General features: G+C 66.8%; 23 protein-coding genes. 14 read left to right on the forward strand and 9 right to left on the reverse strand.

Going from position 1 to position 25,605, the window contains the following annotated elements:
- Positions 1-68 precede the first annotated feature (68 nt).
- Positions 69-1,826, forward strand: a complete 1,758-nt coding sequence (gene ggt / locus J3R73_RS31130) for a gamma-glutamyltransferase (RefSeq protein ID WP_307436761.1) — start codon at positions 69-71, stop codon at positions 1,824-1,826.
- A 68-nt stretch (positions 1,827-1,894) separates the two neighbouring features.
- On the opposite strand, the gene J3R73_RS31135 is transcribed toward ggt, so the two are convergent.
- From J3R73_RS31135 to J3R73_RS31165, 7 genes are all read right to left on the reverse strand, one after another.
- Entirely contained in the window at positions 1,895-2,947 is a 1,053-nt protein-coding gene (locus J3R73_RS31135; protein ID WP_307430101.1) for an IS110 family RNA-guided transposase, read from the reverse strand.
- Between the two features lie 384 nt (positions 2,948-3,331).
- Positions 3,332-4,912: a L,D-transpeptidase family protein gene (locus J3R73_RS31140; protein ID WP_307436765.1), complete on the reverse strand. Its 1,581-nt coding sequence runs from the start codon at positions 4,910-4,912 to the stop codon at positions 3,332-3,334.
- A 532-nt stretch (positions 4,913-5,444) separates the two neighbouring features.
- Positions 5,445-6,326 (reverse strand): 3-hydroxybutyryl-CoA dehydrogenase, encoded by an 882-nt coding sequence (locus J3R73_RS31145; RefSeq protein WP_307436768.1) that lies wholly within the window; start codon positions 6,324-6,326, stop codon positions 5,445-5,447.
- Between the two features lie 168 nt (positions 6,327-6,494).
- On the reverse strand, positions 6,495-7,436 hold the full coding sequence (locus J3R73_RS31150; protein WP_307436773.1) for an electron transfer flavoprotein subunit alpha/FixB family protein: 942 nt from the start codon (positions 7,434-7,436) through the stop codon (positions 6,495-6,497).
- A 21-nt stretch (positions 7,437-7,457) separates the two neighbouring features.
- Complete coding sequence (locus J3R73_RS31155) at positions 7,458-8,207, reverse strand: electron transfer flavoprotein subunit beta/FixA family protein (protein WP_307436776.1); 750 nt, start codon at positions 8,205-8,207, stop codon at positions 7,458-7,460.
- 195 nt (positions 8,208-8,402) lie between these two features.
- Positions 8,403-9,149, reverse strand: coding sequence for a rhomboid family intramembrane serine protease (locus tag J3R73_RS31160; protein WP_307436779.1), 747 nt, complete (start codon positions 9,147-9,149; stop codon positions 8,403-8,405).
- A gap of 282 nt (positions 9,150-9,431) precedes the next feature.
- Positions 9,432-10,064, reverse strand: a complete 633-nt coding sequence (locus J3R73_RS31165) for a malonic semialdehyde reductase (protein WP_307436782.1) — start codon at positions 10,062-10,064, stop codon at positions 9,432-9,434.
- A 140-nt stretch (positions 10,065-10,204) separates the two neighbouring features.
- On the opposite strand from J3R73_RS31165, the gene J3R73_RS31170 reads away from it, so the two are divergent.
- The 3 genes from J3R73_RS31170 (at position 10,205) to J3R73_RS31180 (ending at position 14,328) form a co-directional block, all read left to right on the forward strand.
- Complete coding sequence (locus J3R73_RS31170) at positions 10,205-11,146, forward strand: LysR family transcriptional regulator (RefSeq protein WP_307436785.1); 942 nt, start codon at positions 10,205-10,207, stop codon at positions 11,144-11,146.
- Positions 11,147-11,257: 111 nt separating this feature from the next.
- On the forward strand, positions 11,258-14,017 hold the full coding sequence (locus J3R73_RS31175; RefSeq protein ID WP_307436788.1) for a DNA translocase FtsK: 2,760 nt from the start codon (positions 11,258-11,260) through the stop codon (positions 14,015-14,017).
- Positions 14,018-14,136: 119 nt separating this feature from the next.
- Complete coding sequence (locus tag J3R73_RS31180) at positions 14,137-14,328, forward strand: twin transmembrane helix small protein (protein ID WP_307436791.1); 192 nt, start codon at positions 14,137-14,139, stop codon at positions 14,326-14,328.
- Between the two features lie 21 nt (positions 14,329-14,349).
- Here J3R73_RS31180 and J3R73_RS31185 read toward each other — a convergent pair whose 3' ends face one another.
- Entirely contained in the window at positions 14,350-15,420 is a 1,071-nt protein-coding gene (locus tag J3R73_RS31185) for an FCD domain-containing protein (RefSeq protein ID WP_307436795.1), read from the reverse strand.
- Positions 15,421-15,808: 388 nt separating this feature from the next.
- Here J3R73_RS31185 and J3R73_RS31190 point away from each other — a divergent pair, with 388 nt between their 5' ends.
- The 8 genes from J3R73_RS31190 to irrA all read left to right on the forward strand — a co-directional run bounded on the left by J3R73_RS31190 (position 15,809) and on the right by irrA (position 21,080).
- The gene (locus J3R73_RS31190; protein WP_307436798.1) at positions 15,809-16,096 is read left to right on the forward strand and encodes a ribbon-helix-helix domain-containing protein; all 288 of its coding nucleotides are present in this window, start codon (positions 15,809-15,811) and stop codon (positions 16,094-16,096) included.
- A gap of 394 nt (positions 16,097-16,490) precedes the next feature.
- Positions 16,491-16,751, forward strand: coding sequence for a type II toxin-antitoxin system ParD family antitoxin (locus J3R73_RS31195; protein WP_307436801.1), 261 nt, complete (start codon positions 16,491-16,493; stop codon positions 16,749-16,751).
- 4 nt (positions 16,752-16,755) lie between these two features.
- Positions 16,756-17,055 (forward strand): type II toxin-antitoxin system RelE/ParE family toxin, encoded by a 300-nt coding sequence (locus tag J3R73_RS31200; RefSeq protein WP_307436804.1) that lies wholly within the window; start codon positions 16,756-16,758, stop codon positions 17,053-17,055.
- Between the two features lie 87 nt (positions 17,056-17,142).
- Positions 17,143-17,559 carry a hypothetical protein gene (locus J3R73_RS31205; protein ID WP_307436807.1) on the forward strand — a complete coding sequence of 139 codons (417 nt, stop codon included), beginning with the start codon at positions 17,143-17,145 and terminating at the stop codon, positions 17,557-17,559.
- Positions 17,560-17,885: 326 nt separating this feature from the next.
- On the forward strand, positions 17,886-18,401 hold the full coding sequence (locus J3R73_RS31210; protein ID WP_307436810.1) for an acyloxyacyl hydrolase: 516 nt from the start codon (positions 17,886-17,888) through the stop codon (positions 18,399-18,401).
- 191 nt (positions 18,402-18,592) lie between these two features.
- On the forward strand, positions 18,593-19,177 hold the full coding sequence (locus J3R73_RS31215; RefSeq protein WP_307436813.1) for a cob(I)yrinic acid a,c-diamide adenosyltransferase: 585 nt from the start codon (positions 18,593-18,595) through the stop codon (positions 19,175-19,177).
- A gap of 141 nt (positions 19,178-19,318) precedes the next feature.
- Positions 19,319-20,506, forward strand: a complete 1,188-nt coding sequence (locus J3R73_RS31220; protein ID WP_307436817.1) for a lytic murein transglycosylase — start codon at positions 19,319-19,321, stop codon at positions 20,504-20,506.
- A 103-nt stretch (positions 20,507-20,609) separates the two neighbouring features.
- Positions 20,610-21,080, forward strand: a complete 471-nt coding sequence (gene irrA / locus J3R73_RS31225) for an iron response transcriptional regulator IrrA (RefSeq protein WP_307437842.1) — start codon at positions 20,610-20,612, stop codon at positions 21,078-21,080.
- Between the two features lie 202 nt (positions 21,081-21,282).
- Here the strand turns inward: irrA and J3R73_RS31230 are convergent, their stop codons facing one another.
- A complete protein-coding gene (locus J3R73_RS31230; RefSeq protein ID WP_307436820.1) occupies positions 21,283-21,588 on the reverse strand; it encodes a hypothetical protein in 306 nt (101 codons plus the stop codon).
- 402 nt (positions 21,589-21,990) lie between these two features.
- Between J3R73_RS31230 and acnA the strand changes: the two genes are divergently transcribed.
- Positions 21,991-24,675: an aconitate hydratase AcnA gene (gene acnA, locus J3R73_RS31235; protein ID WP_307436822.1), complete on the forward strand. Its 2,685-nt coding sequence runs from the start codon at positions 21,991-21,993 to the stop codon at positions 24,673-24,675.
- 257 nt (positions 24,676-24,932) lie between these two features.
- On the forward strand, positions 24,933-25,601 hold the full coding sequence (locus J3R73_RS31240; RefSeq protein WP_307436823.1) for a carbonic anhydrase: 669 nt from the start codon (positions 24,933-24,935) through the stop codon (positions 25,599-25,601).
- Positions 25,602-25,605 lie beyond the last annotated feature (4 nt).

Here is a 25,605-nt window from a genome sequence, read left to right on the forward strand (position 1 = left end):
CCTCTTGTCTCCGCGCATCGGGACCGGAGGCCAAGGCGGCATGGGCCGAGCATCGGGGAAGGATCGGCATGAGACGGGTTCTCTTTCTGGCAGCGCTCGTGCTCGCTCTCACGCCTTGCGCAGCCGGCGCCGCTTCGCGTCCGGCAGTGGAGGCCCCCGACGGCATGGTGGTGACCTCGCAGCACCTGGCCTCCGAGGTCGGCGCCGACATCCTGCGCCGGGGCGGCAACGCCATCGATGCGGCGGTCGCCGTCGGCTATGCCCAGGCGGTGACCAATCCGTGCTGCGCCAATATCGGCGGCGGCGGCTTCATGGTGATCCATCTTGCCCGGGACAACCGCGACACCTTCATCAATTTCCGCGAGAAGGCGCCGGCCGCCGCCCGCCGCGACATGTATCTCGACGGCCAGGGCAACCTCGTGAAGGGCGCGAGCCTCGTCGGCTATCGCGCCGTGGCGGTGCCCGGCAGCGTGCTCGGGCTCGACACCGCGCTGCGCGAATACGGCACTCTGCCGCGGGCCGCGGTGATGGCGCCGGCCATCCGGCTGGCGCGGGAGGGCTTCGTGCTCGCCCGCAGCGATACCGACATCATCGACGCGGGCGCGCCCGCCCTGAAACGGGATCCCGAGACCGCGCGGATCTTCTTCCGCCCCGACGGCGCGCCGCTCCAGCCCGGCGACCGGCTGGTGCAGACCGACCTCGCCGCCACCCTGCAGGCGATCGCCGACGGCGGCCCCGACGTCTTCTACAAGGGCGAGGCCGCCCGCCGGATCGACAGCGCCATGAAGGCGCATGGCGGCATCGTGACCGCGCAGGACCTCGCCGACTACACGGTGACCGAAGGCGCGCCGGTGACGTGCCGCTATCGCGGCTATGTCCTCGCCTCGGCGGCGCCGCCTTCCTCGGGCGGCACCACGCTGTGCGAGATCCTCAACATCCTCGAAGGCTACGATCTCAGGGCGATGGGCTACCATTCGGCCGCCGCGGTGCATGTGATGGTCGAGGCGATGCGCCACGCCTATATGGACCGCAACACCTATCTCGGCGATCCCGCCTTCGTCACCAATCCGCTCGGCCGCCTGCTCGGCAAGGACTATGCGGCGCAGATCCGGGCGACGATCCTGCCGGACCGGGCGACGCCGTCGAGGCAGGTCCAGCCCGGCACGGCGCCGCATGAGAAGACGGAGACGACGCATTATTCGATCGTCGACCACGAAGGCAACGCCGTCTCGGTGACCTACACGGTCAACGGCCTGTTCGGCGCCAATGTGATGGCGCCCGGCACCGGCTTCGTGCTGAACGACGAGATGGACGATTTCACCACCAAGACCGGCGTGCCCAATCTCTTCGGGCTGGTCCAGGGCGAGGCCAACGCCATCGCGCCCGGCAAGCGCCCGCTCTCCTCGATGGCGCCGACGCTCGTCACGCGGGACGGGCATATCGCCGCCGTGCTCGGCAGCCCCGGCGGTTCGCGCATCATCACCATCACGCTGCAGACCGCGCTCGACATGATCGACTACGGCATGCAGCCGCAGGAGGCGGTGGATGCCCCGCGCATCCATCACCAATGGCTGCCCGACAAGATCTTCGCCGAGCCCTTCGCGCTGTCGCCGGACACCGTCCGGATCCTCGAGGGCATGGGCTACGACATCGTGGAGCAGACGCCGTGGGGCGCCGCCGAGCTGGTGGCGTTGCCGGCGATGACCGGCGGCTCGGACGCGGCCACCTCCGCCAGCGATTCGACCTTCGGCGGCAGGATGCGGCCCGGCTTCGTCTACGGCGCCACCGACGACCGCCGCCCGGCCGGGCTGGCGGTCGGGGAATGAGGACGTTTGGGAACGGTGCCGTCATCCCCGGCGAGCCGCGCAGCGGCGAGGGAAGCAACCATAATCGTTCATGGTGTTTTTTCTTGCCAGGGCGAGCGTCTGGCGAGAACGGTATTTGCGTAGATGAGAAGCTTTCTGGCGCATGCGACCATGGCCTGCTTTTTGGTTTTGCCAGCAGTGATGAGGCGCTTGTAGACGGCTTTGAGTTGCGGGTTCCAAAAATGGGCAGCGGGGACGGCAGCGCCGTAGAGAGCTTTGCGGACTCTGGCCCTGCCGCCGGCAATGCGTCGTTGGCCGTGGCTGTCGCCGCTGTCGCAATCGAAGGGGGCGAGGCCGGCCAGGGCAGCGATCCGCTCGCGTGAGAGGGTTCCCAATTCGGGCATGGCGATCACAAGGGTGATTGCCGTGCGCGAGCCGATGCCGGGAATGGAGAACAGCAGTTCGTATTTCTCGGCGAGATCGGGATATTGCTTGAGGTGATCGCGCAGCCGCCGCTCCTCGACGCCGCTTTGCAGACGACAGCGGCGGATGTCGGCCTCGATCATGCGTCGGACACGCTTGTCCTTGCAGTGCTCGAGGCGTGTTTTATGGCGCGCCTCGTCCGCCTCGATCTGCTCCAGATGCACCAGCGTGTCCCACAAGGCGGTCAGGCGGGGATCCGGCTTGTGGGTTCGCCCGCCCAGAATCGCGGTGAAGGCTGCGATCAGAACCGCGTCGATGCGATCATTCTTGGCCCGCTGCAGCCGGGCCTTGGCGAAAGCCCGCATCTGGATAGGCTGATGCAGGATCACCTCGAAGCCCGCCTGGCGCAGAGCCTGGGCGATGCCCCGCTCATAGCCGCCGCTGGCCTCCATGCCGACGCGTGTCACGCCCTGGGCCTTGAAGCGCTCCACCACGGCTTGCCAGCCGGCCGCATCGTTTTCATCCGCCCACACGCCACTCTGATTGTGAATGGCGCTGTCCAGCTTGGCCTTGCCGACATCGATGCCGGCTGAGCGGCCGGCGTCTTTGACGGGGGCGGCCGCCGCCGGCTCGGAGCGTTCGATGCCTCCTTTTTTGACGGAGCCAGCTTTTACCGTGCTGGCCTGACTGATTTTGGACTTTGTGCTAAGTTTGCCCATCTTCGTCTCCCCAACCTTGCTACGCGAACCCGAGGTTCGATCAACCACACGGGGTGAAGGAAGAGGCGATCACGATCCAGCTTCCCCACAGCCCCAGGGCTTCGGGAATCACGATCCGATGATCGCCGCCGGGCCTGGGGTGGCCACCCCAGGCCCGGCGCCTCTACAAGGCGAGACAATTTTGGCAGATTTTGATTATACAAGGGGATCCATGGCCAGGACATCGCCCGACGGCATGGACCCTCTTCCCTCGCTTCGCTCGCCGGGGATGACGGAGCTTCGGACGACGGCCGTTTCGAAGGGAGCGCGAGAGCCTGCCTCAACAAAAATCCCGGACACGCTTTCGCATGTCCGGGATGAAATTCAGCCGGCGGCCGGCATGCTCTATTGCGCGTCGGCGACGCGGGACTGGGTCCCGAAATCGAGATTGTAGATGTCGGGACGGAAATGGGCCGTGCCGTCCGGGGTGACATAGGCGGTCATGTAGACCCAGTGCACCGGCACCCGGTCCGGAATCGCCTCGTCCTTGCGCTCGCCGGTGGCGATCTGCTGGGCGACGCGGTTGGCGTCCCAGCCGGAGCCGAGCAGCCAGGCGGCGAGGTCGTTGACGCCCTGCACGCGGACGCAGCCATGCGAGAAGAAGCGGTCGGTGGCGCCGAACAGCTTCTTCGACGGGGTGTCGTGCATATAGACCGCTTCCGAATTCGGCATCTGGATGCGCAGCTGGCCGAGCGCATTGCCGAGGCCGGAATCCTGGCGGACGATATAGGTGGAGGCCTTCTCGCTCGACCAGTCGATCGTCTTCGGGTCGATCGCACGGCCGGAGCCGTCCATCACCTTCATGTTCTCACGGGCGAGGTAGGACGGGTCCTTGAGCATATGCGGGCCGATCTCCTTCTTGATGATGGAGGCGGGCACGGTCCAGGTCGGGTTGAAGTTGATGGCGCTGATGGTGGCGTCGACTTCCGGCGAAGGGTTCTGCGGCCGGCCGGCCACGGCGACGTAGCGCCGCACGACCTGGCCGCCGTCGATGGCCTCGACCTGCGCGCTCGGGATGTTCACCACGACATAGCGCTGGCTGAAATTGATGAAGCGGGCGCCGAGCCGCTCCATGTTGTGGCCGATCTGCTCCAGGCGCTGCTGGACCGGCACCGCCATGGCGGCGCGCGTGCGGTCGTTGATGGAGCCGGTCGGCGCCAGGCCGTAGCGCATCTGGAAACGGTCGACGGCGGCGGTGAGGCCGGCGTCCCAGCGCGGATTCTCACGGTCGACCGCCGGCAGGTCCCGCTCGATCACCAGGCGCTGGCGCAAAGCGAGGACGGCCGAGCCGGAGGAGCGGGGGCCGAGGCCGACCGGCGGGGCGGCCGGGAAGCCGCCATTGCGGGCGATCTTCGCGTAATATTGGGCGAGGCCGTTGAGTCGGTCGAGTGAGCCGGCATCGAAGGTCGGGATGCCGGACCACGGCGTCTGGGCGATCACGGCCGGGGCCGACGGCGCATAGGATGCCGCGACCTTCTTCTTCCGCACCACGGGCTTGACGGCCTCGGCCGGAGCGGAGGCCTCCGCCGCCGGGGCGGGTGCGGCCACCGACGCATCCGGCGCGGGAGCGGTCGCCTCGACGTTCGGAGCCGTCGCCTGGTCGGGCGCCGGGGCTTCGGCGGCGGCGGGAGCCGCTGCGTCGGGAGCGGGCGCCGGGGCGGCCGGCGTCACCGCGGCGGCCGGCGCAGCCGGCACCGGCAGGTCGTTCGAGGTGGGAGTGGGGGCGGCGGCGACCGTCGCCGGGGCCGCAGGCGCCACGGCCTGCGGGGTCGGCGCAGCGGAAGAATCGGTTGCCGCCGAGCCGGCCGGCGTCGCGGCGAGCGGGATGCTCGCCGTGGAGGGAACATCCTGCGCCACGGCCGGAAGGGCCGCGGTCAGCGCCAAAACGGAAACGGCCGCGAGGGCGATATGAACAAACTGCTTCATGCGAGGCTCGTCGTCGGCCGTGGGCCGGTACAAAGAGGGATCATGAGCGGACCATAACACGGGCCGGATAGGCGCGGTATCTCCGCCATATTATCGCCGCACGATTGTAATGCGGCGTAACAAATTAACCACAACGCCAGATGATCGGTTCCTGCCGCCGCAGAAATGCCGAGCACCCGAAGTCAGGCGATCAGTCATAGGGATTCGAAGTTAACAATCCGGTTACGAAATCGATGCCGCTCTGCTCGGCCGCGGCCATGATGACGCACCCGACGGACCGCTCTCCTCGCGACGTGGCCCGGAACTCTACGCAAACCATACACGGTCCGGCCGTCACGATCGACAAAGGGCGCCCGGCGATCACGATATTATGATAGGGGACGACAGGGGTCTGCCGGGCAGCCGGCCTGCGGGGACCGTTCTCGGGCTGCCAGAGTGTTCGACCCTCGGATCGAATCACCAAGAATTGCAAAATCCTTTTGATACCAATGCGCTAAATAGGTGATCCGCTGCTGCTTGAACGCATTTTGCCCTAGCGGGTGGCGACCGGCTTTTCGCCGCGGTAATCGTAGAAGCCGCGCTTCACCTTGCGGCCGATCCAGCCGGCCTCGACATATTTCACCAGAAGCGGGCAGGGGCGATATTTGGAATCGGCCAGTCCCTCGTGGAGGACCTGCATGATCGACAGGCAGGTATCGAGGCCGATGAAGTCGGCGAGCTGGAGCGGCCCCATCGGATGGTTGGCGCCGAGCCGCATCGCGGTGTCGATCGATTCCACCGTGCCGACGCCCTCATAGAGCGTGTAGATCGCCTCGTTGATCATCGGCAGCAGGATGCGGTTGACGATGAAGGCGGGAAAATCCTCGGCGACGGCGATCTGCCGGTCGAGCCTGCCGATGAAATTGCGCGCCGCCTCGAAGGTCTCGTCGCCGGTGGCGATGCCGCGAATGAGTTCGACGAGCTGCATCACCGGCACGGGATTCATGAAATGGATGCCGATGAAGCGCTCGGGCCGGTCGGTCGCCGCCGCCAGGCGCGTGATCGAGATCGACGAGGTGTTGGTGGCGAGGATGGCCTCCGGCTTCAGATGGGGACAGACGGCGCCGTAGATCTTGACCTTGACCTGCTCGTTCTCGGTGGCGGCCTCGATGACGAGGTCGCAATTGCCGATGCCCTCGACATTCGGCTCCGGCTTGATGCGGGCGAGCGTCTCCTCGCTCTGGGCCTGGGTGATGGTTCCCTTGGCGACCTGGCGCTTGAGGTTGCCGTTGACGGTGGCCAGGCCGTTGTTGACCCGGTCGAGCGAAACGTCGTTGAGCACCACGTCCAGCCCGGCCAGGGCAGCGACATGCGCGATACCGCTGCCCATCTGTCCGGCGCCGATGATGCCGAGCGTCCTGATATCCACCGTCATTTCCACTTCCCTGGTCCCTGATCCATCTTATCGAGGCAATCCGGCAGATGGAAGACGTTTGGTCGGCTTCGCCCGGCCGGCCCCGCCGGCGGATCGCGGGGCATCGGCACATCGACAAGACGCCGTGGCGGCGGCAGCGGCCGGGGACGCCCGCTGCCGCGTCGCCGGCTATTTGCCGATCTTCGCCAGTTCGTCCCGCAGCGCCGGCAGGGCGGTGAAGAGGTCGGCCACCAGGCCGTAATCGGCGACCTGGAAGATCGGCGCCTCCTCGTCCTTGTTGATGGCGACGATCACCTTGGAGTCCTTCATGCCGGCGAGGTGCTGGATCGCGCCGGAAATGCCGACGGCGATGTAGAGATCCGGGGCGACCACCTTGCCCGTCTGGCCGACCTGCCAGTCGTTCGGCGCGTAGCCGGCATCGACGGCGGCGCGCGAGGCGCCCATGGCGGCGCCGAGCTTGTCGGCGACCGGTTCGATATAGGTGGTGAAATTCTCCCGGTTCTGCATGGCGCGGCCGCCGGAGATGATGATCTTGGCGGAAGCGAGTTCCGGCCGGTCCGACCGGGCCAGCGCCTCGCCCTTGAAGCTGGAAATGCCGGGATCGGCCGTCGCCGCCACCGGTTCGACCGGCGCGGCACCGCCTTCGCCCGTCGCGGCGAAGGAGGCGGTACGGACGGTGATCACCTTCTTGGCGTCGGAGGACTGCACGGTCTGGACGGCGTTGCCGGCATAGATGGGGCGTTCGAACGTATCGGCCGACACGATCTTGACGACGTCGGAGATCTGCATGACGTCGAGCAGCGCGGCGACGCGCGGCAGCACGTTCTTCCAGGCGGCGGTGGACGGGGCGACGATCGCATCATAGGCCGGAGCGAGGCCGACGATGAGGGCGGCCGTCGGCTCGGCGAGCCGGTGGGCATAGGACGCGTCGGCCAGCAGCACCTTTTCGACCCCGGCGAGCCTGGCGGCCTGCGCGGCGGCGGCCTCGGCGCCTTCGCCCGCCACCAGGACATGGATGGGGGCGCCGAGCGCCGCCGCGGCGGTGAGGGCCCGGGCCGTGACGTCCTTCAGGCCGGAGGCGTCGAGTTCTGCAACGAGAAGTGTGGTCATCGTGTCAATCCTTCGCTTCTCTCAGAGCACGCCGGCTTCGTTCTTGAGCTTGTCGACCAGCTCGGCCACCGAGGCGACCTTCTTGCCGGCCTGGCGGGCGGCGGGCTCCACCGTCTTGAGCACGGCGAGGCGCGGCGCGATGTCGACGCCGAGCGCTTCGGGCGACGTCTCGTCGATCGGCTTCTTCTTCGCCTTCATGATGTTGGGCAGCGAGGCGTAGCGCGGCTCGTTGAGGCGCAGGTCCGTGGTGACGATCGCCGGCAGGTCGAGCGTCACCGTCTGCAGGCCGCCGTCGACCTCGCGGGTCACGTCGAGCTTGCCGCCGTCGAATTCGAGCTTGGAGGCGAAGGTGCCCTGCGGCCAGCCGAGCAGCGCCGCGAGCATCTGCCCGGTGGCGTTCATGTCGTCGTCGATGGCCTGCTTGCCGAGAATGACCAGGCCCGGCGCTTCCTTGGCCACCAGGGCCTTGAGGATCTTGGCGACGGCGAGCGGCTCGACCATGGCGTCGGTCTTGACCAGGATGCCGCGGTCGGCGCCCATCGCCAGGCCCGAGCGCAGCGTTTCGGCGGCCTGCGCCGGGCCGATCGAGACGACGACGACTTCCGTCGCCTTGCCGGCTTCCCTGAGGCGCAGCGCTTCCTCGACGCCGATCTCGTCGAAGGGGTTCATCGACATCTTGACGTTGGTCAGATCGACGCCGGATCCATCACCCTTGACGCGGATCTTCACATTGTAATCGACGACCCGCTTGACGGGCACGAGCACTTTCATGGGGCTTCTCCAGAAGGCGGGCCGGAAGGCATATGAGCGATATCGGTCGACGGCATAAAGATCTCACGCCTCGCCCGCTATCGGTGAACCGACAAGTCGCGTCGCGGCCAGGCCGCCATCGCAACAACTCGATGACGTGTTTCAGCTAATGGCCGCAGCTTTTTGTGTCAACGCGACACACGCGCGGAACGTGCATCAGCCCTGGCTGGACGACCCGTTGCCGTCGAAGGAGGGCGGCCGGGGCTTGCGGTCGAAGAGGCGGGCATCCGCGCTCTTGAGCGGCAGCACGAGGATGGCACCGGCGATCAGCCCGCCGACATGGGCGAACCAGGCGATGTCGTCGGTGCTCGGCGCGATGAAGGCGTTGAAGGCCTGGAACACGATCCAGGCGCCGATGGCCCAATAGGCCGGCAGCTTGAGCGGGATGCGGAACAGCACCAGCACCCAGATCTTGACGCGCGGATGCAGCAGCACATAGGCCGCCACCACGCCGGACACCGCCCCGGAGGCGCCGATCAGCGGGCTGGTCGAATTGGGCAGCGCCAGCGCATGCGCCATGGCGGCCAGCACGGCGCAGGCGAGATAGAAGAAGAGATAGCGCACATGGCCGAGGTCGTCCTCGACATTGTCGCCGAACACCCACAGGAACAGCATGTTGCCGGCCAGGTGCATCCACGAGCCGTGGACGAAGGACGAACTGACGGGCGTCAGCCATTCGGGGATGCGCAGATATTCCGGCGGCAGGTTCATCTTCTCGAACAGCACCACCGGAATCATGCCGTAGGAATAGGTGAAGCCGGCGGTGTCCGCGACATAGGTGCCGGGCACATAGCCCGATTGGAAGAACAGGAAGACGACGACGTTGGCGGCGATCAGCAGCCAGTTGACATAGGCCTGCGAAATGCGTCGGTGCGGGTTGTCGTCGTAGAGCGGGATGATCATGGCGCGCCCGGATCGATGCCGATGCAAGATCGCGTGCCGGCAAGATCATTCTAGCAAAGGTCCGTCACGCCGAACATAAGCAAAACCGATGCCAAGCCCGATCTCTTCGGGAAAAAACGCGCCGACGCCCGCGAATGGGCGCGGAAAGGCCGGGTTTCGAGCCCGGGGGCGGCCTTTGGCGGGGCGGCCGTCCGAACCCGCCCTGCGCGCGGCGGGCCCGGGAGGCGATGCCGGCGGCGGAAGGGCGATCCGCTCGGGGTCGCCGGCCCGCCGGACGGCGAATCACAGGATCTCGGCGATCTCCTGCGGCGCGAAGCGGGGACCGCGCGGGTGCAGCCCCTCCGGATTGCCATAGCCGATATTGACGAGGATGTTGGACCTGAAGCGCCCGTCGGCAAAGAACTCGGCGTCGACCTTGGCGTTGTCGAAGCCGCCCATCGGCCCGGCATCGAGGCCGAGCGAGCGCAAGGCCAGGATGAAGTAGCCCGCCTGCAGGGTGCCGCTGGTGCGCGCCGTCGCCGTCGCGGCCGCCTCGCTGCCGGCGAACCTGGCGCGCGCGTCGACATGCGGGAACAGCCGGGGCAGGTGGTCGTAGAATTTCAGGTCGTAGGCGAGGATGGCGGTGACCGGCGCCGCCATGGTCTTGGCGCGGTTGCCCTCCGCCAGCGCCGGTTCCAGCCGCGCCTTGGCCGCGGCGCTGCGCAGGAAGACGACCCGAAGCGGCAGGCTGTTGAGGGCCGTCGGCCCCTGGACCGCGAGTTCGACCGCCTCGTGCAGCAGGGCGTCCGGCACGGGCCGGTCGAGAAAGGCGTTGTAGGTGCGTCCCTTGTGGAAGATCCGGTCGAGCGCGGCGGGCTCGAGCCTCGATGGGGTCGCGGGGCCCGTAGCGCCGCCGCCGATTGTTTCCGCGCGCATGATGCGTCTCCGATAGGGTCGGCGCCGTCGCCGACAGGGGTGTCCGATGCGTTCCGTCGAACGTCGATACCGATATCGCGTCCCCCATTCATCACTTCAATCGGCCAAATGGTGATATATTCCATCGGTGGAGGTGATGGATGCTCGATACGCTGACGCTGGACCAGCTGCGGATCCTGATCGCCGTGGCGGAGGAGGGCAGCTTTTCGGCGGCCGCGCGCCGGCTCGGCCGCGTCCAGTCGGGGGTGAGCCAGGCCGTGCAGGGGCTGGAGGAGGCGCTCGACCTCGCGCTGTTCGACCGTTCCGGACGCAGGCCCGTCCTCACCGAAGCGGGATCGGCCATCCTCGCCGAGGCGCGGCAGGTCGTCGGCCGGGCCAACGGGCTCAGGGCCCATGCCGCCACGATCGCGGGCGGCGACGAGCCGGACCTCACCCTCGCCGTCGATCCGCTCTTTCCCAACGCCGTGCTGATGGAGAGCCTGCGCGCGCTGCAGCGGGCCTTCCCGCTCCTGCCGGTGACCCTGCTCACCGAGGGCCTCGGCGGCCCGGAACAGAGGCTGCGCGACGGCGTGGCGCGGCTGGCGATCTACGGCCTGCTGTCGGCCGCCGCCGCCGACCTCCATGCGGAAAAACTGACCGACGTCCTGATGGTGCCGGTGGTCGCCGCGGACCACCCGATGGCATCGCAGCCCGAGCCGGTCGCCCGCGGCTTCGTCGAGGAGCAGACGCAGCTCGTCCTCACCGAACGCACGCCGCTTTCGCAGCGCGCCAGCGGCGGCATCTTCTCGGCCCGGCTGTGGCGCTTCATCGACCTCGCCACCCGGCTGGAATACCTGCTCGCCGGGTTCGGCTGGTGCCACATGCCGCTGCATCTGGTCGAACCGCATATCCAGGCGGGCAGGCTGAAGCGGCTCAGACTCGAGCAGAGCGCCGGCATGGCCCTCGGCCTCCACGTCGTGCGCCAGCGCGGGCAGAGGCTGGGCCGGGCCAGCCAATGGCTGGTGGACGACCTGCGGCGCCGGCTCGTCGCCATCGACCCGCCGGCGGCAGCCGCCGGCACCGATCGGCGCCCTTCACCATAAACCGCCCCTTAACGCCTGAGGTCTAGCTTGCTGGACGGGCTGTCGGTGTTGCGTTCCCATATTCTGGCACGTGATCCGGTCTGCCGCATCCTATGATCGAGGCGACCGGCAATGCGGACCATGCGACGCAGTTTTTCCCAAAACTATGCGCTTCCCGACGAGGTGAAGGGCATGCTCGCGCGCCGGCTCAACGAACTCCTCGGCATCGTTCTCATCGGCGTCGCGGCCCTCGCCGGCCTCGCCCTCGCAACCTGGTCGGTGCAGGATCCGAGCTTCAACCATGCCGGCGCGACCGGCCCGGTGCGCAACTGGCTCGGCTTCGGCGGCGCCGCCGCGGCGGATTTCCTGATGCAGATCTTCGGCGTCGCCTCCATCGCGATCCTGACGCCGGCGGCCTTCTGGGGGTGGCGGCTTCTCGCCCACAAATCGGTCGACGCGCAGCGGATGCGGCTGATCTGCCTGGGATCCGGCATCCTGCTCGCCGCCGGCTTCGCCTCCGGCTTTCCGGTGACGATGCACTGGCCGCTGCCGACGGGGCTCGGCGGGGTCGCCGGCGACTGGGCCTTCGGCATTCCCGCCTTCATGCTCTTCGTGCATCATTCGCCGATCGGGCAGGGGCTGCTGACCGTCATGCTCGGCATCGGCGCCTTCCTGACGCTCGCCGTCGCGTCGGGCTTCTTCTTCCATTCCCGCGAGATCGAGCGTCCGGCGCCCGACATGCCGATGCGGATGCGCGGCGAGCCGCGCCGCCCGCGCGACGAGGACGAGGACGACGAGCGCTCGGTGCCGCTGCTGGGGGCGGTGATGCACTGGGCGCTCAGCCTCAAGCACACGCTGCTGCGCAAGCGCGTCAAGCCCGGCCCCGAGCGCTACGGCCAGGCCGGCGACAGGCCGGGCGGCATCAGCGATCTCCTCGCCCGGGTGAAGACGGCGGCCCATCTCGTCGCGCGGCCGGGGGAAGCGCAGGCCTCCCGCCGGGAGCCGGCCTTCACGCCGCGGACCGCACCGCGCCCCGATGCGCGCCGGCCGAACGAGGCGATATCGCTGGACGGCGAGGAGGACCTCGGGCGCGTGCCGTCGGCGCCCTATGGCGGCATTCCCGCGGACGACGATTACGACGACGAGGAGGCGCCGGCGCCCCCGCCGCGGGCGCGGCCGACGCGCCCGCTCGTCAGCATGGCCGAGGCGGCGGCGCGCGACATCGACCCGCCGCGCGCCACGGCGCGGGTCGTTCCCCCGCCGACGCCGCCCAAGCAGGGCCGGCGCATCGTGCGCGAGAGCGAGCCCGACTTCCCCTTCGAGCACCGCTACGAACTGCCGCCCCTCGCCCTGCTGGCCGAGCCGCGGCGCACGGTCGGCGCCACCGTCTCCCAGGATGCGCTCGAGCAGAATGCGCGGCTGCTCGAAGGCGTGCTGGAGGATTTCGGCGTGCGCGGCGAGATCATCAATGTGCGTCCCGGGCCGGTCGTCACGCTGTATGAGCTGGAGCCCGCGCCGGGCATCAAGTCCTCGCGGGTCATCGGCCTCGCCGACGACATCGCCCGCTCGATGTCGGCGATCTCGGCCCGCGTCGCCGTGGTACCGGGCCGCAACGTCATCGGCATCGAATTGCCCAACGCCAAGCGCGAGACCGTCTATTTCCGCGAGATGATCGGCTCGGAGGATTTCGAGAAGTCGAAGTTCAAGCTCACCATGGCGCTCGGCAAGAACATCGGCGGCGAGCCGGTGATGGTCCAGCTCGAGAAGATGCCGCATCTGCTCGTCGCCGGCACCACCGGCTCGGGCAAGTCGGTGGCCATCAACACCATGATCCTGTCGCTGCTCTACCGGCTCAAGCCGGAGGAATGCCGCATGATCATGGTGGATCCGAAGATGCTGGAACTGTCGGTCTATGACGGCATCCCGCATCTGCTCTCCCCCGTCGTCACCGACATGAAGAAGGTGGTGCTCGCCCTCAAATGGGCGGTACGCGAGATGGAGGAGCGCTACAAGAAGATGGCCAAGCTCGGTGTGCGCAACATCGACGGCTTCAACCAGCGCGCCGCCGAGGCGAAGGCCAAGGGCGACAAGGTGCTGCGCACGGTGCAGACCGGCTTCGACAAGGAGACCGGCCAGGCCCTCTACGAGCAGGAGGAGATGGATCTGACGCCGGTGCCCTACATCGTCATCATCGTCGACGAGATGGCCGACCTGATGATCCAGGAAGGCAAGAATGTCGAAGGGCCGATCCAGCGCCTGGCGCAGATGGCGCGCGCCGCCGGCATCCATCTGATCATGGCGACGCAGCGCCCCTCGGTCGACGTCATCACCGGCACGATCAAGGCCAATTTCCCCACCCGCATCTCCTTCCAGCTGACGACGAAGATCGACAGCCGCACCATCCTGGGCGAGCAGGGGGCCGAGCAGCTCCTCGGCCAGGGCGACATGCTGCACATGGCCGGCGGCGGGCGCATATCGCGCGTGCACGGCCCCTTCGTCTCCGACGAGGAGGTCGAGAAGGTCGTCGCCCATCTCAAGGCGCAGGGCCGGCCCGATTATCTCGACGCCATCACGGCGGAGGACGACGAGGCGGGCGAGGAGGAGGGCGACGGTGGCGCCGTGTTCGACAAGGGCGCCTTCGGCGCGGAGGACGGCGGCGACGTCTACGACCAGGCGGTCAAGGTCGTGCTGCGCGACAAGAAATGCTCGACCTCCTACATCCAGCGCCGCCTGCAGATCGGCTACAACCGCGCGGCCTCGCTCGTCGAGCGCATGGAGAAGGAAGGCATCGTCGGCCCGTCGAACCATGCCGGCAAACGCGAGATCCTCGTCTACAGCCGCGATGTGCGCAACGGCGAGGATGGGGAAGCGGACGAGGAAGGCGAGGAATAGGACGGCCCCGCGGCCTCGTCCCCCGCGCCCCGCGGGGTGGCGCGACGCCCGTCCGGGAGAACGCTCGCCGATCCCGATTCGGGCTCGACGCCACCGGCGCCAGGGCTTAAAGTCCGGGCATGGCTTCCTTCTTCTACATCCTGGTACCCTTCGCCATTCTTGCCGTCGCCGTCGTGCTGGGCATGGGCCTGCACAACATGATGAAGGGCGGCGACGGATGGCGCTCGCAGCGGCTGATGCAATGGCGCGTGATATTGCAGGCCGTCGCCGTGGTGGTGATCATGGCCGCGATCTATTTCGCGCATAAATAGCCGGCGGGCAGGGCGACGGCGTCAGGCCGGCCGGCCGCCGGCCGTTTCGATGCCGGCGGGATCCGGTTTGGGCAGGCGGCCCTGATTGGTGGTGAGGTGCTGCTCGATCAGACGCCGCGCGCCCGCCTCGTCTCCGGCGGCGATGAGGTCGATCAGCCTGGCGTGCTCCTCGATCGCGCAGGACGAGCCGACATGGTCGTAGAGGAGAACCGCCAGCGACGTCTTCACCGACAGCGTCCGGACGAAGTCCTCGAGCACGCGGCTTTCCCCCAGCGACGCCACCAGCGAGTGGAATTCGGTCAATAGCCGGATCAGCGATCCGCGGTCGCCCGCTTTCTCCGCTTCCGCCTGCTGCTCGACGTGCCGGCGCAGCAGCCGGACGTCATGGGCGGTGCAATGCCGGCAGACATCGGCCACCACCTCGCCTTCGATCAGCCGGCGGGCGGCATAGGCCTGCTCGACCTCCGACATCGAGGGATTGTTGACGAAAGCGCCGCGATTGCGCTGGAGCACCACGAGGCCGCCGGGCTCGAGCTTGTGGAGGGCCGTGCGAACGGCGGCGCGACCGGCGCCCAGCAGGTCGCCGAGCGCGGCCTCGCTGAGCTTCTGGCCCGGCCGGAAGCGGCCGTCGGTGATCAGGCGCGCGATGGCCTCGGCGAGCTGGTCGTTGGGAACGCCGCGCGGGGCCGGCGGCGGTTCCGCCCTCGGCGCGGGCGCAGGAGGGGTCAGGCCGGCCGGGGCGCGCGAGGGGCGAAGCGGCGGCTCGCCGGCGCGCCTGAGCACCTTGAGGATGGTATCGGTGGACAGCGCGATGCCCTGACTCTCCAATTCGCGCCTGATCCGGTGGATGCCATGACCGTGCCGGCGCCGGAGATCGAGGATCAGCGTCTCCTCGCGCTCGAACACCTTGCGGTTGGGCGAGGAAGCCGGCCGCCGGCTCGGCTCGTCGAGACCGGCCGGACCCTGCTCCCGGTAGCGTCGCAGCCATTTGCGGAAGGTCGGCTGGGAGATGCCGAAACGCGCGCAGACGGCGCCGACGCTTCCGATATTTTCATACGCCTCGATCCATGCGAGGCGATCGGTCCTGGTCACGGGCTGCATCCACAATGATGTGTACTCACTACGATTGCCGGTCCGCGCCGTCAATGCCGCCGGCCTGCGCCCCGGGCTCCGAATTGAGGTCGGCAAAGCCTGGGCGAGACGGGTGGGAGGACTGCCCGGTAACGCTCCGTCCTGTCAGGCGAGCCGCGCAGCGGCGGGGGAAAGAGGGATCCATGGGCGAGGAAGCCACCTGCCGCATGGATCCCCTCGCATGATGCCGGCTTCAAGTTTCGCCGTATCCTGTGTTTCGACACCCTCGACACCCGCAAAAGGGGGAGGGTGCGGCTCAGACCGGGCGAAACGGCTTTCAGCCAAAAGCTGGGCATTTGCCTACAAAGTATGATGAAGTATGCGCTTCACGTTTCGAGAGGAGTTCGCCGTGGGTGACATCGAACGCATGACCATACCGATGCCTGCCGAGATGGCGGCCGTGGTGAAGAGCGCTGTCGATGCTGGCGATTACGCTTCCACAAGCGAGGTCGTACGCGCCGCGTTGCGCGACTGGAAAACCAAGCGCGCGCTGCAGATTGAGGAATTGGCGGCTTTGAAGGCCGATATCGATGCGGGCCTTGCCGACGTTGCGGCAGGCCGCGTCAAGGACTTCGACTCCGCACGCATTGTCGAACGAGGGAGGAAGCTATTGGCCGCCCGCTCGCCCTCCGTCTGACCGACGCGGCGGAGGCCGACCTTGCTGAAATCTGGTTCTACGTCGCCGGCGAAGCATCCGAGGTGACAGCGACGCGCCTGATTGATCGCATCAAGCAGATTGTGAGCCGCTGCGTCATCTTCCTCTCGCCGCGCCGGCGCGCGAAAATTTTGCCCCCGGCCTGCGCGTGAGTTTTTCCGGCAATTGCGCCCTTTACTATCTGCATAACGAATATGAGCTTGTGATTGTCCGGGTTCTCCATGGCGCGCGCGATGCCGCGCTCTGGCAGAGCATGGCGGATTCACTGGATGACGTCGGTTGAAGAAGCGGGGAGGATTCGCCCGCCATGCACCACACGATGCCTAAGATTGCTATTTTTAGGCATTCCGTTCATAATGGAGCCTTGGAGGTACCCATGAATATGAACGTGTCCCTCACCGATCAGCTCGCGGAGTTCGTCAAGGCCAAGGTCTCGACCGGGCGCTACAGCTCATCCAGCGAAGTCGTTCGCGAGGCTCTACGGCTGATGGAAAAACTGGAACAGCAGGAATCCGAAAAGCTGGAATTTCTGCGCCAGGCCTGGAAACAAGGCATCGACAGCGGCGACGCCGGCGAGCTGGACTTCGCCAGCCTAAAGAAGGAAGCGCGCGCGCGGCTTGACGCACCGAAAGCGTGAGCGCGTGAGCAACGTTCGTTTTACGCGCCGCGCCCGCGAAGACCTTCTGAATATCTGGGTTTATATCGCGAACCAGAATCCCCTTGCCGCCGATCGGGTGTATGACCGCATCGAGGAGACCTGCCGACTACTGGAAGATCATCCCCGGCTCGGGCCTGCCCGTCCGGAAATTGCCGAAGATGCCAGATCGCTCGTTGTCGACCGATGGATCGCATTTTATCGAGTGATGGAAGACGGCGTGCAGATTGTCCGGATCGTCGACGGTGCGCGCGACCTCACCAGCCTTGAATGGGCGCCGAAGTAACGCGGCACGGTTTTCGAAATCAACTCCCTTGGTCCGTATTATCGCCTATATGAATCCGACGCAGAGAAAGCTTGTGCGGTGTCTCTAATGTTCGAGGAACCTGCCAAAAGAGATATCGATGCAGCTCTTTCAGTTTTGATGAATGAAGCGCGGCGTCAGGTTCAGGACGCGAAGAACCGCGTCACGTCGGATGCGATCAAGCAAGGCGCTGCCAGAAGCAACCGTGTCATCATTGCGATCGCCGACGACGCGGACAAGGTACACAAAGCCAGCATTGACCAGGGTAAAAAGATACTTCTCGACTTTATCGAACGCATGCAGTTGCCCCGCCACCGAGATCACGGCATGGGCGCGCCCTCACCTCGAAAATCTCGGCAATGCCGTTATCAGCATCATACCGCCGAACGGCGTTCCCAACGATCACCAGCGCATTGGGACACGATCCATGAAGACGGAACGGTGTCCCGGCAAGCCGGGGAAGCTTCAGTAATCCGACGGTCCTGATGTCCCCCCCAAAATTTGATCTCAAGCAAGCCCTTTTGGGCAACGGGATCTGCTTCCGCTCGCCGGGGATGACGGACACGAGGGCTGTTGAATATCAACCGCAATTTGCACACCCAAAGCCTGCGCCGCCCTGCCCCTGATTCGGGCTCGTCACGGTGCGGGGCCGGGCGTGTGTTGCCGATATGCCTCTAGGGCAAAATTTCATTTCCTGACTGCTTTGTGTCCAAGTTGGGGCTTGGCTCGCCATGGTCTTCTGCTATCGTCCCATTCATGAGGATGAATCGAAAATGAAGCGATTTTCTTTTTGTGTTTTACTGGGGCTCATAATGGCCTCTCCTGCAATTGCCGCCGACTACAACGGCGCCATCGCCTCGCCCACGGATCCGTTCATCGACGAAGTCCGCCTCGGCGGCTTCCTGCATGACCTGATCAGCCCGGAAAAGAACCGAGGCCCGGATCTCAATGCCGAGATCCTGTTCGCCAAACCCTGGGGAACGGCGGACGAGTGGTGGATGCCCCGCCCGCATGTCGGCACCACCGTCAATTTCCACGGCGGCACCAGCACGATCTATGCGGGCGCGACCTGGCAGTACAATGTGACGAGCTGGGCCTTCATCGAAGGTTCGTTCGGCGGCAGCCTCAACAACGGCAAGGATGACGGCACGCCGGACCGCAACGCGGTCGGGTGCGTGGCCCTGTTCCGGGAATCCGCCACGCTCGGATTCAACATCACCGATCATTGGCGCCTGATGGGCACGATCGAGCACAATTCGAATGCGGGCCTGTGCGACCGCAATCGCGGCCTGACCAATTACGGCGTGCGCGTCGGCTACAAGTTCTGACGGCCCGTTTGAAACCTGCGGCCCTGTGTTCTTCGGCCATCCCGGCAAGCCGCGCAGCGGCGGGGCTGGGGACCGATGGGCCGGAACGTCGCCATGACGACGGGATGGTCTTCCCAGCCCCTTCCGTCCCGTCCGGCTGCATGCCGGCGGGATTCCGATTTGAATTTCCCAACGGTGGCAGCAATCGCAGCATGGTTCGCCTGAATCAGATCTACACCCGCACGGGTGACGACGGCACGACCGGGCTCGGCACCGGCGAGCGCCGCTCCAAGGCGGACCTGCGCGTGGAAGCCTATGGCGCGGTGGACGAGGCCAATGCGGCCATCGGGCTCGCCCGTCTCCACAGCGCCGGCGAGGAGCCGGCCATCGATGCCATGCTGGCCCGCATCCAGAATGACCTTTTCGATCTCGGCGCCGACCTGTGCACGCCGGAAGGCGGGGAGAAGCCGATCACCTGGACGGCCCTGCGCATCGCGCAGGCGCAGTCCGACCGGCTCGAGCAGGAAATCGACGCGATGAATGCCAGCCTGCCGGCGCTGAAGTCCTTTGTGCTGCCCGGCGGCACGCCCTGCGCCGCCGCCCTCCACCTCGCCCGTACCACCGCCCGGCGCGCCGAGCGCTGCATGGTGGCCCTGTCGCAGCGGGCGGGCGAGATCGTCTCGCCCGAGGCGCTGCGCTATATCAACCGGCTGTCGGACCACCTCTTCGTCGCCAGCCGCGTACTCAACCACAGGGGGGGCGGCGACATTCTCTGGGTGCCCGGCGAGAACCGGTGAACGGCGTGCGGAGGCCGGCCGCGGCCGTCGCCGGTGCCTGACTCCCCCTTTTACACGCTTTGCGTGCCGATCGGCCGCCGCGCCGCGTTTCGGCTCGGGTTTCGCCATCTTTCATTTACCTTGATGATTCATGATCGAGGCATGAAACCCTCGATCGCCCTCGTCCTGGCCATGCTCGCCTGCTCTGCCCCGCCCGCAGCGGCAGCCTCGTTCCAGTCCTGCCTCGCGGCGATCGGCAGTCGCGCCGTGGCCGCCGGCGTGAGCCCCGCCGTCTTCGAACGCAGCACCAGCGGGCTGCAGCCGGACATGACGATCATCGACCTGATGAACAAGCAGCCGGAGTTCAGGACGCCGATCTGGGATTACATGGCCGGCCTCGTCGACGCCCAGCGCATCGCCGACGGCCGGCGCATGCTGGCCAAATGGGGCGCGGTGCTCGGCAACGTCCAGCGGCGCTACGGCGTCGATCCGGCGGTGGTGGTCGCGGTCTGGGGGGTGGAATCGAATTTCGGCGAGAACCAGGGCTCCTATCCGCTGGTGCAGTCGCTCGCCACGCTCTCCTGCTATGGCGGGCGCCGCCACGCCTATTTCCAGGGCGAGTTCATCAATGCGCTGAAGATCATCCAGCGCCGGGACGTCGATCCCGCCCATCTCATGGGCTCGTGGGCCGGTGCTTTCGGCAACACCCAGTTCATGCCGTCGACCTTCCTGCGCAGCGCCGTCGACGGCGATGGCGACGGCCGGCGGGACATCGTCGATTCCGTGCCCGATGCCCTCGCCTCGACGGCGAACTATCTCGCCAAGGCCGGCTGGGTTCCGGGCAGCCGCTGGGGCTACGAAGTGCGTCTGCCGTCCGGCTTCCGCCCGGGCCTGGCCGGGCGCGGCCGCAAGCGCCCGCTTGCGGCCTGGGCGGCCATGGGCGTCAGGCGGGTCGACGGCTCGCCGCTGCCGGCCGACAATGCCCGCGCGGCGATCCTGCTTCCCGCCGGCGCCAGCGGGCCGGCCTTCGTGGTCTTCCGCAATTTCGACGCGATCTATTCCTACAACGCAGCCGAATCCTACGCGCTGGCCATCGCCCATCTGTCGGACCGGATCCGCGGCGGCGGGCCTTTCGCCACGCCCTGGCCGACGGACGATCCGGGCCTGTCGCGGGCCCAGCGCCGGGAATTGCAGGCCCTGCTGACGCGGCGGGGCTATGACGTCGGCCCGGCCGACGGCGCGATCGGCGCCAAGACGGTGCTGGCCGTCAAGGACATGCAGCGTAGGCTTGGCCTCGCCGTGACCGGCCATCCGGGCCTCAAGATCCTGACCGCCCTGCGGGGCGGCTAGCGCTCCCGGGGCGTTTCTTTGCCGCAGACCGTCATGATGATTGCGCCCGCTCTGCAGGTTGCCTACTATATCCGCCGAGAAAAGCTGTAGAACCACGATGCCGATGCAAACCCTGATCCGTTTCGATCGCTCCGCCGAAATGTCGTCGCGGGACCACCAGCGTACCGGCTGCCCGTTCCATGACGTGCGCAGCATGCTGCGCGACGTCGGCCTGCGCCCGACGCGCCAGCGCCTGGCGCTGGGCTGGCTCCTCTTCCAGAAGGGGGACCGGCACATCACCGCCGAAATCCTGCACGACGAGGCCTCCAAGGCGCGCGTGCCGGTGTCGCTCGCCACCGTCTACAACACGCTGCATCAGTTCACGGAAGTCGGCCTGCTGCGCGAATTCGCGGTCGACGGGTCCAAGACCTATTTCGACACCAATGTGCACGAGCATCATCATTATTTCGTCGAAGGCGACAATGAGGTGCTCGACATTCCCGGCGAGATCGGCATGGCTGAAATGCCCGACGTGCCGGAGGGCTATGAGGTCGCGCGGGTCGACGTCATCGTGCGCCTGCGCCGGAAGAAATAGCGCGCCCGTCTTTTCCGCGATTCGCCGCGCGGCCACTTTATGGTCGCCGGCGGCCCCCAGGAAAACGTGTCGAGACATCGGTTGAATTTGCTCCGGGCCCCGGGACAGGTCCGGCATGGCGAACGCTTTTCCTCGCCTGCGGGACATCGGCCGAACCCGGCACCTTTGGAACAGGCACTCTTGGAACCCGGCGCCGTCGGCGCTACGTCTTCAGCCAGTCCAGCAGGCTGAGGGAGATCAGCGTCGCCGCCAGGATGGCGGCCGCATAGATCAGGCTATGGCGCCAATTGGCGAGCGGGGATTCGGGCCCGAACAGGGCGTGGCGGCCCAGCATCAGTCCCGCGATCAGGAAGGCGACGGTCAGGCCGCCATGGCGGATGCCCGTCACCATGTCGTGAAAGATGACCATGCCGCAGATGAGCATGGTCGGAAACCAGGCATGCCTGAATTCGGTACGCAATGATCGGAAGACGGAGCCAAATTGCTGCATGATAACCTCGACCGGCATTCTATCGATATTCTCCTGGCGCTCGTGCGCGCCTGTCGCCCAACGGCGGTGACCGGGCTGTCGCCCTCGTATCCCCTGCGGATCCTCCGTTCGTGTTGGCGAATCCGGTCTAGCCGCTGAATACGGCACCAACGTGCCAGGCTCGTGGCCGGTTGCGGGGATCGGCGCCCCAGGGGTGAATCCGCACCGGAATGAGCGGGTAGCGTTAATGATCGGTTTACGCGGGGCCGTCGGGCCCGGGCGCACGCAGGCGCGGCAAATTGCCCGGAGGGCAGTAGCGGCTTTCCTGGAATCCTTCTATATACACGGAACATCACGCTCCCCCTCTTCCTCGCGAGCGCGAATTCGGGTGACGTCTCATAGGCTTGGGACTATCGTCCGGTCTTTCTCAGGGAACCCGCCATGGCTTCTATCGACAGCTTCAAGGCCCGCCAGACCCTTACTGTGGGCGCGAAGACCTATACCTATTATTCGCTGAAGGCGGCGGAGGCCAACGGCCTCCCGGGCATTTCCGCTTTGCCTGTTTCCATGAAGGTATTGCTCGAGAACCTGCTGCGCTTCGAAGACGGGCGCAGCGTCTCCAAGGGCGACATCGAGGCGATCGCCGCCTTCCTGCTCAACCGCGGCAAGGCCGAACGGGAGATCGCCTTCCGTCCCGCCCGCGTGCTGATGCAGGACTTCACGGGCGTGCCGGCCGTGGTCGACCTCGCCGCCATGCGCGACGCGATGCGGGCGCTGGGCGGCGATCCGGCCCGCATCAACCCGCTGGTGCCGGTCGACCTCGTCATCGATCATTCGGTCGTCGTCGACTATTTCGGCAACAAGGAAGCGTTCGGCAAGAACGTCGCCCGCGAATATGAGCAGAACCAGGAGCGCTACCGCTTCCTGAAATGGGGCCAGTCGGCCTTCTCGAATTTCCGCGTGGTGCCGCCGGGCACCGGCATCTGCCATCAGGTCAACCTGGAATATCTCGCCCAGACGGTGTGGACCGGCCCCGAGGAGGATGGCAGCGAAGTCGCCTATCCCGATACGCTCGTCGGCACCGACAGCCATACCACGATGATCAACGGCCTCGGCGTGCTCGGCTGGGGCGTCGGCGGCATCGAAGCGGAGGCGGCGATGCTTGGCCAGCCGATCTCGATGCTGATCCCCGAGGTCGTCGGCTTCCGCCTCACCGGCAAGCTGCAGGCCGGCGTCACCGCCACCGACCTCGTCCTCACCGTCACCCAGATGCTGCGCAAGCGCGGCGTCGTCGGCAAGTTCGTCGAATTCTTCGGTCACGGCCTCGACGCCATGACGCTGGAGGACAAGGCGACGATCGGCAACATGGCGCCGGAATATGGCGCGACCTGCGGCTTCTTCCCCGTCGATGCGGAGACGCTGCGCTATCTCGACAAGTCCGGCCGCCAGGCCGACCGCATCGCCCTGGTCGAGGCCTATGCCAAGGAGCAGGGCATGTTCCGCACGGCGGGCAGCTTCGACCCGCTGTTCACCGACACGCTGGAACTCGACCTCTCCACCGTGCTGCCCTCGCTCGCCGGGCCCAAGCGCCCGCAGGACCGGGTGCTGCTGTCCGACGCCAAGGCGGGCTTCCTCGCCGCCCTGGAGACGGAGTTCAAGAAGACGGGCGAAGCGGACAAGAGCGTGGCCGTGGCGGGCACGGACTACGCCATCCAGCACGGCGCGGTGACGATCGCGGCCATCACCTCCTGCACCAACACCTCCAACCCGTCGGTGCTGGTCGCCGCCGGGCTGCTCGCCCGCAAGGCCCACGCCAAGGGGCTGACCTCCAAGCCCTGGGTCAAGACCTCGCTCGCGCCGGGCTCGCAGGTGGTGGAGGCCTATCTCACCAAGTCCGGCCTGCAGGCCGATCTCGATGCGCTCGGCTTCAATCTCGTCGGCTTCGGCTGCACCACCTGCATCGGCAATTCCGGGCCGCTGCCGGAGGCGGTCTCGGAGGCGGTCAACAAGGGCGACGTGGTCGCCGCGGCCGTGCTGTCCGGCAACCGCAATTTCGAGGGCCGCGTCAATCCCGACGTGAAGGCCAACTACCTGGCCTCGCCGCCGCTGGTGGTGGCCTATGCCCTGGCCGGCTCGCTGCAGGTCGACCTCACGCTGGAGCCGCTCGGCACCGGCAGCGACGGCCGGCCCGTGTTCCTGACCGACGTCTGGCCGAGCCCGGCGGAGGTGCAGGCGGTGATCGACCAATATGTCACCAAGGGCCTGTTCCAGGAGAAATATGCCGACGTGTTCAAGGGCGATGCCAATTGGCAGGCGATCGCGATCCCGACCGGCGAGACCTATGCCTGGGATCCGGCGTCGACCTATGTGCAGAACCCGCCCTACTTCACCGGCATGAGCAAGACGCCGGAGGCGCCTTCCGACATCCACGATGCGCATATCCTCGGCCTGTTCCTCGATTCGATCACCACGGACCACATCTCGCCGGCCGGGTCGATCAAGGCGGCGAGCCCGGCGGGCGAATATCTGCGCGACCACCAGGTGCGGCCGGTCGACTTCAACCAGTACGGCACGCGGCGCGGCAATCACGAGGTGATGATGCGCGGCACCTTCGCCAATATCCGCATCAAGAACCAGATGCTGCCGGGGGTCGAAGGCGGCTTCTCCATCCATTATCCGGACGGGCAGCAGGCGCCGATCTACGACGTCGCCATGCGCTACAAGGCGGAAGGCGTGCCGCTGGTCGTCCTGGCCGGCAAGGAATACGGCACGGGCTCCTCGCGCGACTGGGCGGCCAAGGGCACCAAGCTGCTCGGCGTGCGCGCGGTGGTCGCCCAGTCCTTCGAGCGCATCCACCGTTCGAACCTGGTCGGCATGGGCGTCGTGCCCTTCACCTTCGCGGAGGGCACCTCCTGGCAGACGCTCGGCCTCAAGGGCGACGAGACCGTGACCATCGAGGGCATCGAGACCATCCGGCCGCGCGCCACCATCGAGGCCGAGATCACGTCGGCCGACGGCACGGTGACGAAGGTGCCGCTGTTGTGCCGCATCGATACGCTGGACGAGCTCGACTACTTCAAGAACGGCGGCATCCTGCAATTCGTGCTGCGCCGGCTGGCCGCCTGAGGTTGCTGGCGCCGATCGGCCGGATCGATTGCCTTCTCCCGGAAGGGAGAAGGTCCCGGCCGGGGGATGAGGGTTCAAACCTGGGCGAAGAGAACGCGATGGGGCGCTCGAATCGTCAAATCTCAGCCCCTCATCCGCCCTTCGGGGCACCTCCTCCCGCTCGGGAGAAGGAAGGCTGCGCCATTTTCTGCAAATACACCGCCTGTATGCCGTTCCTGCATGAGGAACACGAGGATGTCTCACCCTAGGACACACGCATGATCCCGGATAGGCTCGTCGCCGGCTACAAATCCTTCCTCGGCGACCGTTTCTCCCGCGAGCGCCAGCGCTACGAGGTGCTCGCCGAGAGCGGCCAGAACCCCGAGATCCTGATCATCGGCTGCTGCGATTCGCGCGTGTCGCCCGAGGTGATCTTCGACGCCGGCCCCGGCGAGATCTTCGTGGTGCGCAACGTCGCCAACATCGTGCCGCCCTACGAGACCAACGGCCAGTTCCACGGCACCAGCGCGGCGCTGGAGTTCGCGGTGGAGGCGCTCAAGGTCCGGCATATCGTGGTGATGGGCCATGCCAGCTGCGGCGGCATCCGCTCCTTCGCGCAGAAGAGCGCGCCCCTGTCCTCGGGCGACTTCATCGGCAAGTGGATGTCGATCATCGCGCCCGCGGCCGACACGCTCGACGATCCCGGCGACAATCCCTCGGACAACTACATGATGCGCCTCAATCTCGCGGCGATCGAGCAGAGCCTCGCCAACCTCATGACGTTCGGCAGCGTCCGGCGCCGCGTCAGCGCCGGCGAGCTGCAGCTCCACGGCGCCTATTTCGGCGTCGCCACCGGCCTGCTGCTCGTCCGCGATCCCGAGACCGGCCGCTTCGCGCCGCTCGCCGAGGATGTCGGCACGCCGCCCTCGCTGCTGCGCTGCGACTGAGGGA

The organism is Labrys monachus, from assembly GCF_030814655.1.
GTDB classification, from domain to species: Bacteria; Pseudomonadota; Alphaproteobacteria; order Rhizobiales; family Labraceae; genus Labrys; species Labrys monacha.